The 12,797-nt window shown below is 72.5% G+C and carries 14 protein-coding genes; 10 read left to right on the top strand and 4 right to left on the bottom strand.

The genetic code is table 11. From position 1 onward, the window contains the following. Window positions 1-26: 26 nt before the first annotated feature. The 3 genes from ABT369_RS33270 (at window position 27) to ABT369_RS33280 (ending at window position 1,784) form a co-directional block, all read left to right on the top strand. Window positions 27-653, top strand: a complete 627-nt coding sequence (locus tag ABT369_RS33270; RefSeq protein ID WP_350617891.1) for a hypothetical protein — start codon at window positions 27-29, stop codon at window positions 651-653. Window positions 654-745: 92 nt separating this feature from the next. Further along, window positions 746-1,558 carry an SAM-dependent methyltransferase gene (locus ABT369_RS33275; protein ID WP_350617892.1) on the top strand — a complete coding sequence of 271 codons (813 nt, stop codon included), beginning with the start codon at window positions 746-748 and terminating at the stop codon, window positions 1,556-1,558. A gap of 10 nt (window positions 1,559-1,568) precedes the next feature. Beyond that, window positions 1,569-1,784 (top strand): hypothetical protein, encoded by a 216-nt coding sequence (locus ABT369_RS33280; RefSeq protein ID WP_350617893.1) that lies wholly within the window; start codon window positions 1,569-1,571, stop codon window positions 1,782-1,784. A gap of 3 nt (window positions 1,785-1,787) precedes the next feature. Here the strand turns inward: ABT369_RS33280 and ABT369_RS33285 are convergent, their stop codons facing one another. Together ABT369_RS33285 and ABT369_RS33290 are read right to left on the bottom strand one after the other, a co-directional pair. Then, window positions 1,788-2,687 (bottom strand): Ppx/GppA phosphatase family protein, encoded by a 900-nt coding sequence (locus tag ABT369_RS33285; RefSeq protein WP_350617894.1) that lies wholly within the window; start codon window positions 2,685-2,687, stop codon window positions 1,788-1,790. A gap of 59 nt (window positions 2,688-2,746) precedes the next feature. Further along, the gene (locus ABT369_RS33290) at window positions 2,747-4,681 is read right to left on the bottom strand and encodes an elongation factor G (protein WP_350617895.1); all 1,935 of its coding nucleotides are present in this window, start codon (window positions 4,679-4,681) and stop codon (window positions 2,747-2,749) included. Window positions 4,682-4,939: 258 nt separating this feature from the next. Here ABT369_RS33290 and ABT369_RS33295 point away from each other — a divergent pair, with 258 nt between their 5' ends. The 7 genes from ABT369_RS33295 (at window position 4,940) to ABT369_RS33325 (ending at window position 12,010) form a co-directional block, all read left to right on the top strand. Further along, a complete protein-coding gene (locus tag ABT369_RS33295) occupies window positions 4,940-5,611 on the top strand; it encodes an SDR family NAD(P)-dependent oxidoreductase (RefSeq protein ID WP_350617896.1) in 672 nt (223 codons plus the stop codon). A 135-nt stretch (window positions 5,612-5,746) separates the two neighbouring features. After that, the gene (locus ABT369_RS33300; RefSeq protein WP_350617897.1) at window positions 5,747-6,946 is read left to right on the top strand and encodes an LLM class flavin-dependent oxidoreductase; all 1,200 of its coding nucleotides are present in this window, start codon (window positions 5,747-5,749) and stop codon (window positions 6,944-6,946) included. After that, window positions 6,943-7,428 carry a flavin reductase family protein gene (locus ABT369_RS33305; protein WP_350617898.1) on the top strand — a complete coding sequence of 162 codons (486 nt, stop codon included), beginning with the start codon at window positions 6,943-6,945 and terminating at the stop codon, window positions 7,426-7,428. The genes ABT369_RS33300 and ABT369_RS33305 overlap by 4 nt, the downstream gene beginning before the upstream one ends. A 10-nt stretch (window positions 7,429-7,438) precedes the next feature. Next, the gene (locus ABT369_RS33310) at window positions 7,439-9,073 is read left to right on the top strand and encodes an NAD(P)/FAD-dependent oxidoreductase (protein ID WP_350617899.1); all 1,635 of its coding nucleotides are present in this window, start codon (window positions 7,439-7,441) and stop codon (window positions 9,071-9,073) included. Between the two features lie 24 nt (window positions 9,074-9,097). Continuing rightward, window positions 9,098-9,484 (top strand): hypothetical protein, encoded by a 387-nt coding sequence (locus tag ABT369_RS33315; RefSeq protein ID WP_350617900.1) that lies wholly within the window; start codon window positions 9,098-9,100, stop codon window positions 9,482-9,484. Continuing rightward, the gene (locus ABT369_RS33320) at window positions 9,481-9,945 is read left to right on the top strand and encodes a hypothetical protein (protein WP_350617901.1); all 465 of its coding nucleotides are present in this window, start codon (window positions 9,481-9,483) and stop codon (window positions 9,943-9,945) included. The genes ABT369_RS33315 and ABT369_RS33320 overlap by 4 nt, the downstream gene beginning before the upstream one ends. A 187-nt stretch (window positions 9,946-10,132) precedes the next feature. Beyond that, on the top strand, window positions 10,133-12,010 hold the full coding sequence (locus ABT369_RS33325; RefSeq protein ID WP_350617902.1) for a ricin-type beta-trefoil lectin domain protein: 1,878 nt from the start codon (window positions 10,133-10,135) through the stop codon (window positions 12,008-12,010). A 56-nt stretch (window positions 12,011-12,066) separates the two neighbouring features. Here the strand turns inward: ABT369_RS33325 and ABT369_RS33330 are convergent, their stop codons facing one another. Further along, entirely contained in the window at window positions 12,067-12,525 is a 459-nt protein-coding gene (locus tag ABT369_RS33330) for a flagellar basal body-associated FliL family protein (RefSeq protein ID WP_350617903.1), read from the bottom strand. A gap of 10 nt (window positions 12,526-12,535) precedes the next feature. Continuing rightward, on the bottom strand, window positions 12,536-12,797 hold a 262-nt coding region (locus ABT369_RS33335), incomplete at its 5' end, for an OmpA/MotB family protein (protein WP_350617904.1).

Raw genomic sequence — 12,797 nt, forward strand, 5'->3', positions numbered from 1 at the left:
GATCGATCGACCACGGGGATGGTGCGGTGATCAGACGGGCCCGGGCGCCACGCGCGCAGCTCGCGTCGGATCGCGGCTGGCGCTACTCGAGGCACGGCTCCCGGCCCGGCTTCGGGTCGGTCGAGGACCGCTGGCGCCGGGCCGGCAACCCCGTCGCCGACCTGGACCCGGCCGACGAGCTGACCGGCGCCGTCGACCCCGCGGGCCGCCCGTTCACGCTGTTCGACACGACCGTGCTGGGTTCTGCGGGGTACCGCACCGTCAGCGTCCTGCACCTGCCCGTCGCCCTGCCGCCGGTGGCCGTGATGCCCGACCCCATCGACGGCGAGCCGTGCGCCGAGGGGCGCGTCGGCCCGGTGCCGCCCTGGGCCGCGCTCGCCTTCCAGCACCCGCCCGAGCTCGACGGCGCGCACCCGCCCGAGCACCCGTCGTTCGCCGGGGAGATCGTCACCGGCGAGGTCCTCGACGTGACCCGGCGGCTCGGTCTGCTCGGCTGGCGCATCACCGGGCGGGACCTCGTGTGGGTCTCCCGCCCCGGCGACCGCCTCGACCCGGACCGGGTGGTGGCGGTGCTGGAGGCGCTGGTCACGCTGGCGTCGGTACTGCCACCCGCCGTCGTGCGCGCCTACGCCCGCGACGAGCGCCGCCCGTAGCCCGTCCCGCCGGACGCGTGCGGCGCGGACATCGGCGAGCGTCGCGGGACTATGATTCCTGCCGCACGGGGTCGACACGGACGGAGACTGCGGTGGCGGGTTCGGAGTGGAACGAGCGGGTGGACACCACCGTGGCGCATCCCGCACGGCGGTACGACTACTGGCTCGGCGGCAAGGACAACTTCGCCGCCGATCGGGAGTCCGGCGACGCGATCGCGGCGGCGTTCCCGGCGATCCGCACGGCCGTGGTCGAGAACCGGGCGTTCATGCGGCGGGTCGTGAAGGTGCTCGCCGCCGAGCACGGCATCCGGCAGTTCCTCGACATCGGCACCGGCATCCCGACCAGCCCCAACGTGCACGAGGTCGCGCAGGGGATCGCGGCCGGCGCGCGGGTCGTCTACGTGGACAACGACCCGATCGTGCTCGCCCACGCGCGGGCGCTGCTGACCAGCGCGCCGGAGGGGGCGACCGCCTACGTCGACGCGGACCTGCGCGACCCCGAGCGGATCCTCGGCGACCCCGCGCTCAAGGCCACCATCGACCTGGGCCGGCCCGTGGCGCTCATCCTCGTGGCGGTCGTGCACTTCCTGCCCGACGACGACGAGCCGTACGAGATCGTGAACCGCCTGCTGAGCGCGCTCGCGCCCGGGAGCTTCCTGGTCATGTCGCACGCCACGACCGACGGGCTCGCCCCCGAGCTCGCGGCGCAGATCCAGTCGGGCCGGCACGGGCCGGGCAAGCTGCGCGACCGGGCCGAGTTCGCGGGGTTCCTCGAGGGCCTGGACCTGCTGGAGCCCGGGATCGTGTCGGTGGCCGAGTGGCGCGCCGAGGGGGAGCCCGGGCCGCGGCCGACCTTCGACGAGGTGGCCGTCTGGGGTGCGGTTGGGCGCAAGACGACTGGGTAATCGGTACCCCATGAAGGATGAGAACGCCACGATGGGCACGACCGGCACGCCGGGAGGCGACGGGGCGTCGCGCATCGACGAAGAGGACAAGCCCAACGGCTCGGCGCGGGGCGTGACGGTCCCGAGCCTCGGCGGGGAGGTCGACGACCCGGCCATGCCGTTCGACGAGAAGGTCGACTCGAACGGCAAGATCCACATGCCGCGCAACGCCGTCGGCCGCGGATAGGACTCAGCCGCGCAGCTCGGCGTACCGCCGCAGCAACAGGCCCTCGCGCAACGCCCAGGGGCACACGTCCAGCGTGCGCAGGTCCAGCGCCTCCATCACGGTCACGGCGGTGACCGCCCCGGCCAGCAGCTGCCGGGCGCGGGCCGCCGCGACCCCGGGCAGCTCGGCGCGCTCCGGCGGGGTCATCGACCGCAGGCGCGGCACCCACCGGCGCAGGGCCCGCCGATCGAGCCGCTCCGGGTCCCCCGTGAGGCAGGCCAGCTGCTTGAACGTCTTGGACGTGCCGACCACCCGCCGCGGGCGGGGCAACCGGCCCAGCTCCCGGGCCACCGGCTTCACCAGCGAGCGCACGTGCCGGCGGACGCGCTCGACCGCGTCCCGCCGCGCCGGGTGCTCGGGCAGGAACCGGCGGGTGAGCAGCCCGGCCCCCATCGGCAGCGACACCGCCAGGTCGGGCTCGGCCCCGGCCCCGGCCGCGATCTCCATCGACATGCCGCCGATGTCGAGCAGCCACAGCCCGTCGTCGGCCGCGTGCAGGCGGCGGACCGCCTCGAACGTCACGCGGGCCTCGTCCTCCCCGCTGAGCGAGCGCAGCTCCACCCCGGTCGCCTCGCGGACCCGCCGGCGGATCTCGGCGTTGTTTGTCGCATCGCGGATCGTCGCCGTCGCCAGGGGGATGAGGTCGGTGGCCGCATGCCGGCGATACGCCTCGACGGTGCACGACACGGCGTCCACGACCCGCTCCACGCCGTCGGGGGAGAGGGCGCCGTCGGCCCGGACCTCCTCGGCGAGGCGGGTCGGGGCCTTCAGGCGGTACACGAGCTGCGGAGGCCTGCCGCGACGCGCCTGCACGATCTGCAGGTGGGCTGAGTTCGACCCGACGTCGAGCACGGCGAGCAGCACGGGCGCCTCCCATCAAACCGTCAACGGTAATGCATGAAAGGCGCCCGTTACCCGTACTGTCAGCGAACAAACACACCCGAGGGCGCGGGCGCGTAGCCGGCGGGGCGCGTGGTGAACACGCCCCGGCCCTGGGTCCGGCTGCGCAGCCGCGTGGCGTAGCCGAACAGCTCGGCCAGCGGCACCGTCGCCGTCACCACGACCGTCGCGCCCCGGGCGGCCGTGCCGCCGACCTGGCCCCGCCGTGCCAGCAGGTCGCCGAGCACGCCGCCGACCATGTCGTCGGGCACGGTCACCGTCACCTCGGCCACCGGCTCCAGCAGCACCATCTGCGACTCGCGCAGGGCGAGCTGCAGCGCCTCCCGGCCGGCGAGCCGGAAGGCCAGGTCGGAGGAGTCGTGGTCGTGCATCTTGCCGTCGGTGAGCGTGACCTTGACGCCCGTGACCGGGTAGCCCGCGACCGGGCCGGCCGCGAGCGCGTCGCGGCAGCCTGTCTCGACCGCCCGCACGTACTCCTTCGACACGTGCCCACCGACCACAGTGGACTCGAACACGAACTCCTCACCGTCCACAGGGGACACGTCGATGGCCACGTGGGCGTAGAGGCCCGCGCCGCCGTCCTGCTTGACCAGGCGGTGGTAGAACCCGGTCACGCCCCGGACCAGCGTCTCGCGGTAGGCGACCTGGGGCCGTCCGACCGCGATCCGCAGCCCGTTGTTCGCCAGGCGCATCTTTTCCACCGCCACCTCCAGGTGCAGCTCGCCCAGGCCGCTGAGCAGCGTCTGGCCGGTCTCGGCGTCGACCCGCACGACCAGCGACGGGTCCTCCTCGACCAGCCGGGCCAGCGCGGTCGCCAGCCGGCCGGTGTCGGCGCGGCTGCCGGCCTCGATCGCGACCGAGACGACGGGCGTGGCCCGGCTCGGCGGCTCGAGGACCACCGGGTGCGCCGGGTCGCACAGCGTCTCGCCGACGCGGGCCTGCTTCAGCCCGACGAGCGCGACGATGTCGCCCGCGACCGCCCGGTCGACGTCGGTGTACCGGTCCGCCTGGACGTGCAGGATGCGCGACACGCGTTCGTGCCGCCCCGCGGTGGACAGCAGCACGTCGGTGCCCTTGGGCAGGGTGCCGGCGTAGACGCGGGCGTACGCGTACCGCCCGGTCGTCGCCGCGTGCACCTTGAACACCAGCGCCGCGAACGGCGCCCCGGGATCGGCCGGGGCCGCGGTGTCCAGCGGCGACGGCAGGTACGCCACCACCGCGTCGAGCAGCTCGGCGATGCCCTTGTCCCGGTACGCGGAGCCGCACAGCACCACGACCCCGGCGCCGGCGAGGGTGATCTCGCGCAGCGCCCGGCGCAGCGTGTCCGGGCTCAGGTCGCCGGTCTCGACGTACTCCTCCAACGCCCCCGCGTGCAGCTCGGCGACCTGCTCGACCAGCCGGGCCCGCTGCGGGAGGTCCGAGGGGCCCGTCAGGTCGACGACTCCCGCGAAGCCTCCCTCGGCGCCGATCGGGGCCTGCACCACCAGCGCCGTGACCCCGAGCCGGTCCCGGATCGAGGCCACGGCGGCCCCGAGGTCGGCACCCGCCCGGTCGAGCTTGTTCACGAACGCGATCCTCGGCACGCCGTAGCGGTCCGCCTGCCGCCACACCGACTCGCTCTGCGGCTCCACGCCGGCGACGCCGTCGAACACGGCGACCGCGCCGTCGAGCACGCGCAGCGACCGCTCGACCTCGTCGGCGAAGTCGACGTGGCCGGGCGTGTCGATGAGGTTGATCCGGTGACCGTCCCAGTCGACGCTCACGGCGGCGGAGAAGATGGTGATGCCGCGGTTGCGCTCCTGCTGGTCGAAGTCGGTGACGGTGGTGCCGTCGTGGACCTCGCCCTGCTTGTACGTCGCGCCGGTGGCGAAGAGGATCCGCTCGGTGGTCGTGGTCTTCCCCGCGTCCACGTGGGCCAGGATGCCGATGTTGCGGACGCGTTGCAGTTCGTTGCGCACTGTTGCCCCTCGGGCTCGTCACTTGGACTCAGACAGCGCGATTGCGTCCCGCCGGGCGCTCAGCCCAGGACAGGACGACCCAGTGCCGCCGCGCGAGCGGGCACCGGGGGCAACGAAGACACGCGGATCACCTCGTGCAGCGAGCGGGGGACGACGACGGCGGTGCGGTACTGCACGGCGGTCTCCCTCCACACTCGAAGCTGACTACGTCAACCCTAGCGCCGCGGGGCAAGCGGTTATTCCGTCTAGAATCCTGCGATGCCCCGCGCACTCGTCGTCGGCAACACGGACGGCATCGGACTCGCCCTCACCCGCCGGCTGCTCGACGACGGCTGGGACGTCGCCGGCGTGTCCCGCCGCGAGTCGGGCCTGACCCACCAGCGCTACGAGCATCTCGTCGCCGACGTCGGCGCGGCCGGATACCCGGCGGTGCTGCGGGACCTGGCCGCCGTCGACCTGTGCGTGTACGCGGCCGGGATCGGCGAGATGTTCGACGCCGACCGGCTCGGGGAGCAGACCGACGCGATCCGGGTCAACCTGCTCGGGGCCGCGCTGACCGCCGAGGCCGTCGTGCCCGGGATGCTGGCGCGCGGCACCGGCCACCTCATCGGCCTGTCCAGCCTCTCCGACGTGCTCATCTCGCCGGTCGCGCCGGGCTACGCGGCGTCGAAGGCCGGCCTGACCTCCTACCTGCTCGGCCTCGGCCAGGCGCTGCGCCCGCGTGGGGTGGCGGTCACCGCGGTGCGGTTCGGTTTCGTCGACACGAAGATGGCCAAGGGGCCGGCGACGCCGCTGAAGATCACCGTCGAGGACGCCGTGGCGGTGCTCATGCGCTGCGTCGCGCGGCGGCCCGCGGTGGTGTCGTACCCCCGCCGCATGTCCGCCGCCGCCCGCTCCCTGCGCGTGGTGTCCCGCCTCGGCCTGCGCTGACGGGCCGTGACCCCGTGCATCCGCTGCTCCTCGCGGCTCGGTGCCACCCGGACCCGGTGTAGTGGTTGGCGGAGTCGTATTCAATCGTTAGTGTGAATATCGACCAATGTGCCGGCCGGCGGGGGAGGGCCGTACATGAGCCGTATCGGCTTCGGGGTGCTCATGTTCCCGATCCACCGGCCCACGCACAATCCGACGCTGCAGCTCGAGGACGATCTCGCGCTCGCCGAGCTCTGTGACCGGCTCGGATACGACGAGTTCTGGTTCGGGGAGCATCACTCCGGCGGCTGGCAGATCATCGGCGCCCCGGAGCTCATGATCGCCGCGGCGGCCCAGCGGACCCGGCGGATCCGGCTCGGCACCGGAGTGAGCACGCTGTCGTACCACCACCCGCTGACCCTGCTCGACCGCATCATCCAGCTCGACCATCTGACCCGCGGCCGGCTCATCTTCGGCGTCGGCGCGGGCGCGCTCGCCCTGGACTCCACGATGATCGGCCACGATCCGATGCAGGCGCGGCGGATGATGGAGGAGTCGCTGGAGACGATGACCGGGCTGCTGCGCTTCGCCGGGCCGGTCAGCCGCACCACCGACTGGTTCGAGCTGCGCGACGGCCATCTGCAGCTGGCGCCGTACTCCGATCCGCTCGACATCCGCGTCGCCGTCTTCCGCTCGCCGTCCGGGCCGCGGCTGGCCGGGCGGTTCGGGGCCGGGATGCTCTCCTTCGGCGCCTCGGCCGCCCTCGGGCTCGGCTCGGAGAATCCGATGACCACCGCCTGGCAGATCGCCTCCGAACGGGCGGAGCGCTTCGGCCGGCGCCTGGACCGGCGCCGCTGGTCGGTGATGAGCCCGATGCATCTGGCCGAGACCGAGGAGCAGGCGCGGCGGGAGGTGCGCTGGGGACTGCTGTCCTACATCCAGTACATCCGCCGGATTCTGCCCATGAACGTGCCCGTCGACCTGGAGGACGCCGATGCGGTGGTGGACGTGCTGCACACGGTCGGCCACGCGGTGATCGGCACCCCGGAGATGGCGATCGAGCACATCGAGCGGATGCTGCGGATCAGCGGCGGCTTCGGCACGTTCGTCATCGAGCACGCGGACCTGGCCGACCCGGCGGCGACCCGGCGCTCCTACGAGCTGTTCGCCCGGCGCGTCATGCCGCACTTCACCGGCGCGCTGCGGCCGCGGCTGGCCGCCGACGCGCGGGAGCTGGAGCAGGACGGGCTGACCCGGCGCACGATGGCTGCCGCGCAGGCGAAGGCGGGCGTGGAGCACTCCCGCGAGCGCGCGGCGCTGCGCCTCCCGCGCCAGCGGGGGACGGACGCCGAATGAGCGTGCACGACCCGGCCCTCGAGGCCGACTTCCGGCACGTGCTGGGCCACTTCGCGACCGGCCTGAGCGTGCTCACCGCCGACGCCGGGGCCGGGCCGGTGGGCATGACCGTGCAGGCGCTCATGAGCCTGTCGCTGGCCCCGCCGCTGATCGCGCTGGGTATCGACCGCCGCTCGCGGGCCTGGCCGCAGATCCGCCGCGCCGGCCGGTTCTGCGTCAACCTGCTGCGGGTCGAGCAGGAGGACATCGCCTGGCGGCTCGGCCGCTCCGACGCCGGCAAGTTCGACGGCATCGGGCTGCGCGCCGGTCGCAACGGGCTTCCCGAGCTGCCCGAGGCCATCGCCTGGATCGGCTGCGAGGTGCGCGCCGAGCACGACGGTGGCGACCACTGGCTGGTCGTGGCCGAGGTCGACGAACTGCGGCTGGGAGCCGGCGAGCCGCTCATCTTCCACCGGGGCCGCGCGGGGCGGCTGATGCTCTGAGGGGGCTGGTATGACCACGCACGTTGAAGTGATGGTGCTCGGCAGTGGCATCGGCGGCAGTACGGTGGCGGCGATCCTGGCCCGGCAAGGGGTGTCGGTCGGCATCGTGGACGCCGCGAGGCACCCGCGGTTCGCGCTCGGCGAGTCGACGATCGGCGAGACCTCGTTCCTGCTGCGGATGCTCGCCGCGCGCTGGGACGTGCCGGAGCTGGCGCAGGTGTCGACCAGCGGCGGCATCCGCGAGCACGCGAGCCGGCGCTGCGGCATCAAGACGAACTTCGGCTTCGTGTACCACCGGGCCGGCATCGACCACGACCCGTACGAGGTCACGCAGTGCTCGGTGTCGGAGGGCCCGTTCGGCCCGGAGTCGCACCTCATGCGGGCCGACATCGACAAGTACCTGTTCGAGGCGTCGGTCAAATACGGCGCCGTGGCCCGGGAGGGCGTGCGCGTCCGGGCGATCGACTTCGGCGACCTCGTCCGGATCGAGCTGGACGACGGCGAGGAGCTCACCGCCGACTACGTCATCGACGCGACCGGCCGGACCTCGGTGCTGGCGGACCGGTTCGGCCTGCGCGACGAGCCGTGCCGGTTCAGGACCGACTCGCGGACCATCTTCACGCACATGCGGGGCGTACGGCCCTTCGACGCGGTCGAGGAGTCCAGCGGCCAGCCCAGCCTGTGGCACGAGGGCACCTTGCACCACCTCTTCGACGGCGGCTGCCTGTGGGTGATCCCGTTCGACAACCACGAGGGCTCCGAGTCCGACCTCGTCAGCGTCGGGCTGAGCCTGGACACCGGGCGCTTCCCGAAGCCCGACGGGGTGACGCCGGAGCAGGAATGGGCCGAGTTCCTGTCGCGGTACCCCGCCGTCGCCCGCCAGTTCGAGGGCGCGGAGTCCGCGTTCCGCTGGATCTCCACCGGCCGCACCCAGTTCTCCTCCAAGCAGACCGTCGGCGACCGCTGGGTGCTCATGAGCCACGCCGCGGGCGCGATCGACGCCCTGTTCAGCCGCGGCATGGCCAACACCATGGCGGTCATCGAGGCGTTCGTGCCCCGCTACCTCGCCGCGCGCGAGGACCGGGACTTCAGCGCGCAGCGGTTCGCCTACCTCGAGACGCTCAACCAGAACATCCTGGAGAACAACGACAAGCTCATCGCCGGCTCCTACATCGCCTTCCGCGACTTCGACCTGTGGCGGGCGTGGTCGAAGATGTGGTACCTGGCCTGGAACCTGGGCGTCATCCGGATCGCGGGCACCTACTACCGCTACCTGGAGACCGGCGACGACACGCTGTTCGAGCGCCTGCACGGCGGCCCGGTGCCCGGCTCGTTCGCGCCGGACCTGCCCGTGGCCCAGGCCCAGTTCGAGGCCTGCTACGAGGTGATGGAGGGCGTCGAGCGGGGCGAGGTGACGCCGGAGGAGGCGGTCACGCGGCTGGCGTACCTGCTCGGCGACGGCGAGGCGTCCCCGTCGCCGCTGAACCTGCACGACGTGCTGCGCCGCTGGCACGACGGCTCGATGGAGACCCAGCGGCTCATCTACCAGTGGGGCCGCACCGCGGGGCCCGAGGCGCTGCGGCAGTTCTTCGAGTACGACCGCGCGACGATCCCGGCCGCGGCCGAAAGGGTCCTGCACGCCTGAACCGGTTGGGCTATATTCCCGCCCGTGATATCGACTCGGACCGAGCTCGCGATCGCCGGCGCGGTGCTCGCCGCCGGCCTCGGGGGGTGGGCGGTGGCCGGCCTCACGGGGGCCGACGCGCCGCCCACCGCGGAGCGGCTCGCCGCCGCGCTGCTGTGCACCGCCGCCGACCGCATCCACTCCGACGCGGGCGTGCACGACACCGTCGCCTGCCGGCGGGAGCGGTACCACGGCACCGTGGTCACGTTCGACGACAACCGGCAGCGCGACGACTGGGTGACGCGGATGCACCGGCCGTTCGTCTCCGGCAGCGGGCAGCTGCTGCTCAGCGGCGACCGCTGGGCCGTGCAGACCGACGACTTCACCGGCGCGCGGCACCTGCTGCTCGAGGTCAAGGGGTGGTGGGCGTGAACGGGCCGGGCTGGGAGCGGGCGCTGTGGGGCGTGTTCGCGCTGAGCGGGCTCTTCGCGCTCGCCGCGCTCGCCGATCTGGTGGCGGTGGCGGTGGTACTGCCGAAGCTGCCGGCGCCCTCGACGGCGCTGCTCGATCTCGGGCAGCGGCTCGGGACGGCCGAGACCGTGATGTTCTACGTGCACGCGGCGGCCGCGGTCGCCTGGTTCGCGTACGTCGCCCGCGACCACGGCGCCGTCGCGCGCACGGGGCCGGCGGTCGCGTGGCGGCTCGGGATCGCGGTGACGATCGCGGCGACATTCGCGCTGCCGCACACCGGACCCATCGGCGACGGTCGCTTCACCGAGCGGCTGGCGTGGATGATCCCGGTGCTCGCGGTCCGCCTCGGCCTGGTCGGGCTCCTGGTCGTCGCCGCGCTCGGTGTGCGCCGCCGGCTGTCCGCGGCCGTGCCCGCCGCCTGAGCGGTCACGCCCTTCTGGTCGTCGCCGCGCTCCGCGTGCGCCCCCGGCTGTCCGCGGCGGTGCCCGCCGCCACGAGGAGCATGAGCCGAGTTTTGCACGGCGGGCCGGGCCCGTTATCTGTTAGGAACATTGACAGTCCTTTTTGGCCGGGGCTTAATACAAGTCTTGAAGTTAAGGAGGCGTGCACATGGTCCCAACCCGGCCACTGTCTGCACTGCTCGTGGCGGCCACCGCGGCCGCCGTGCTCACCTACGCCCAGGTGCCCGCATCCGCCGCGGCCACCAGCGTGCAGGTCTACTGGAGCTCCGAGTCCCGCACCGCGGGCTACGAGCCGAAGAACGGCAACTGGTACACCAACCCCGCCACCGGCCTCGCCGGCACCCCGTACCAGCTGTCCCGCCAGACCGACCTCCCGATCACCGCCGCGACCGGGAGCGCCACCATCACCGCCGACACGAACACGCGGTACCAGAGCATCCTGGGGGTTGGTTCCTCCCTGGAGGAGTCGACCATCTTCAACCTGTCGCGCATGAGCGCGGCCGGCCGCGACAAGGCGCTGCGCGCGCTCGTCGACCCCGCCGCCGGCGCCGGCTTCAACGTCGCCCGCATCACCTTCGGCACCAGCGACTTCACCTCGCACGACTTCTACACCTACGACGACGGGGCCGCCGACCCGTCGCTGTCGCGGTTCTCCATCCAGCGCGACATCGACTACAACATCATCGCCACGCTCAAGCAGGCCCTGGCGATCAACCCGAACCTCAAGATCTTCGCGAGCGCGTGGTCGGCGCCGCCGTGGATGAAGACCAGCAACAACATCATCGGCGGCAGCCTCAACAGCACCTACATCCCGACGCTCGCCACGTACTACCGGCGCGCGGTCCAGGCGTACGCCGCGCAGGGCATCCCCATCTACGCCCTCACGCTGCAGAACGAGCCGCTGTTCTCGCCGGCCGACTATCCGGGCATGCTCGTGAGCGCGGACCAGGAGCGGCAGCTGGCGAAGGCGCTGCGCACCGAGCTGTCGTCGGCCTCGCTCGGTACCGTCAAGATCTGGGCCTTCGACCACAACTTCAGCGAGGGCGTCTCGTATGCGGCCGGGGTCCTCGGCAGCGCCTCCGCGCACAGCGACGCCTACGGCTCGGTGGACGGCATCGCCTTCCACGACTACGCCGGCGACCCCTCGGCGATGGCCACGGTCAAGGCGAGCTACCCGGACAAGGACGTGCTCATGACCGAGCGTTCCGTCTGGGGTACCGCGGGCGCCGACCGGATCGTGCAGTACTTCCGCAACTCCGCGACCCTGTATGAGGGCTGGGTCAGCATGCTCGACCAGAACCGCTCGCCCGAGCGCTGGTCCGGCTCGCCCGACCCGACGATGCTCGTGCAGAGCACCACGAACCGCGACACGTTCTGGGCGCTGCCCGACTACAACATGGTCGCCCAGTTCTCGAAGTTCGTGCAGGCGGGCGCCCAGCGGGTGTCGACCGGCTACGGCTCCACCGGGAGCGTCACCAACGTGGCCTTCCGCAACCCCGACGGCACCCTGGTCGCCGTCGTGGTCAACCAGACCGCAGGCAACCAGGCGTTCACCCTGCGCGTCGGCGCCCAGCAGGTCGCGAGCACCCTGCCCGCGAAGACCGTCGGCACCTACCTGTGGGCCGGCGCCGACAGCGGCACCCCGACCACCCGGACCGGGCAGATCACCGGGTACGGCGGCAAGTGCGTCGACGTCGCCGGGGCGAGCTCCGCGAACGGCACGAAGATCCAGCTCTACACCTGCAACGGCACGGCCGCGCAGCAGTGGACGATCGGCACCGACGGCACCGTGCGCGCGCTCGGCAAGTGCCTCGACGTGGCCGCGGCGAGCTCCGCGAACGGGACGAAGGTGCAGCTGTACGACTGTAACGGCACGACCGCGCAGCAGTGGTCGGCCGGCGCGAACGGGGGCCTGGTCGCGCTCGGCAAGTGCCTCGACGCGACCGGCCCTAGCTCCGCGGACGGGACGCAGCTGCAGATCTGGGCCTGTACCGGGGCCGCCAACCAGCAGTGGACCCTGCCCTAGCAACCGCGACCGCGACGTCAGGAGGCCGCCCCGTGGGGCGGCCTCCTGAGCGGGTGCTACTGGATCACGAAGGTCGTGAAGTAGATGTCCATGACCTCTTTCTTCTTGTCCTCCGTGTACGCCTTCACGACCTTCTCGACGAGCTCCTTCTTCGTCCGGTCGCGTTCGGCGTTCGACATCAGCTCGTCCATCTTGCGGCCGCTGTACAGGCTGATGGCGATGTCGAGGGCCTTGGAGCCGTCCGGCGCCTCGGTGGCCTCGGTGGTGGCCTGCAGCGTCATCTTGAGCTTCAGGTAGTGCCCGTCGGCGAGGTTGATCGTGATCGCGTCGAGCACGGACACGACGCCGGGGGTCGGGGCCGGCTCGGCCGTGGCCTTCTTCGGCGCGAACATCATGTAGCCGCCCACGCCGCCGCCGACGAGCGCCACCAGCGCGATCGCGACGATCATGATGAGCTTCTTCTTGCCGCCGCCCTTCGCGGGGGTTTCCTCGGCGGCCTTCTCGTCGTTCGCCATTGCGCGCTCCTCAGTTCGTTGAAGCCGAGGGCAGTAGCGCCCGGGTGTCGGCCGGTAGGTTGGACAGGACGATGACCTCGACGCGGCGGTTGAGGGTTTCGGCGCGTGGGTCGGTGGTGGGGTAGAGGGGTTTGGTGTCGGCGAAGCCGGACGCGAGGAGGCGGTTGTCGGCGATGCCGGCGTCGGTGTGGAGGATGCGCACGACGGCGGAGGCGCGGGCGGAGGACAGTTCCCAGCCGGAGGGGTAGGTGCCGGTGCCGCCGGTGAGCTGG

Source organism: Dactylosporangium sp. NPDC000244 (assembly GCF_040300725.1).
In the GTDB taxonomy this organism is placed as follows: domain Bacteria; phylum Actinomycetota; class Actinomycetes; order Mycobacteriales; family Micromonosporaceae; genus Dactylosporangium.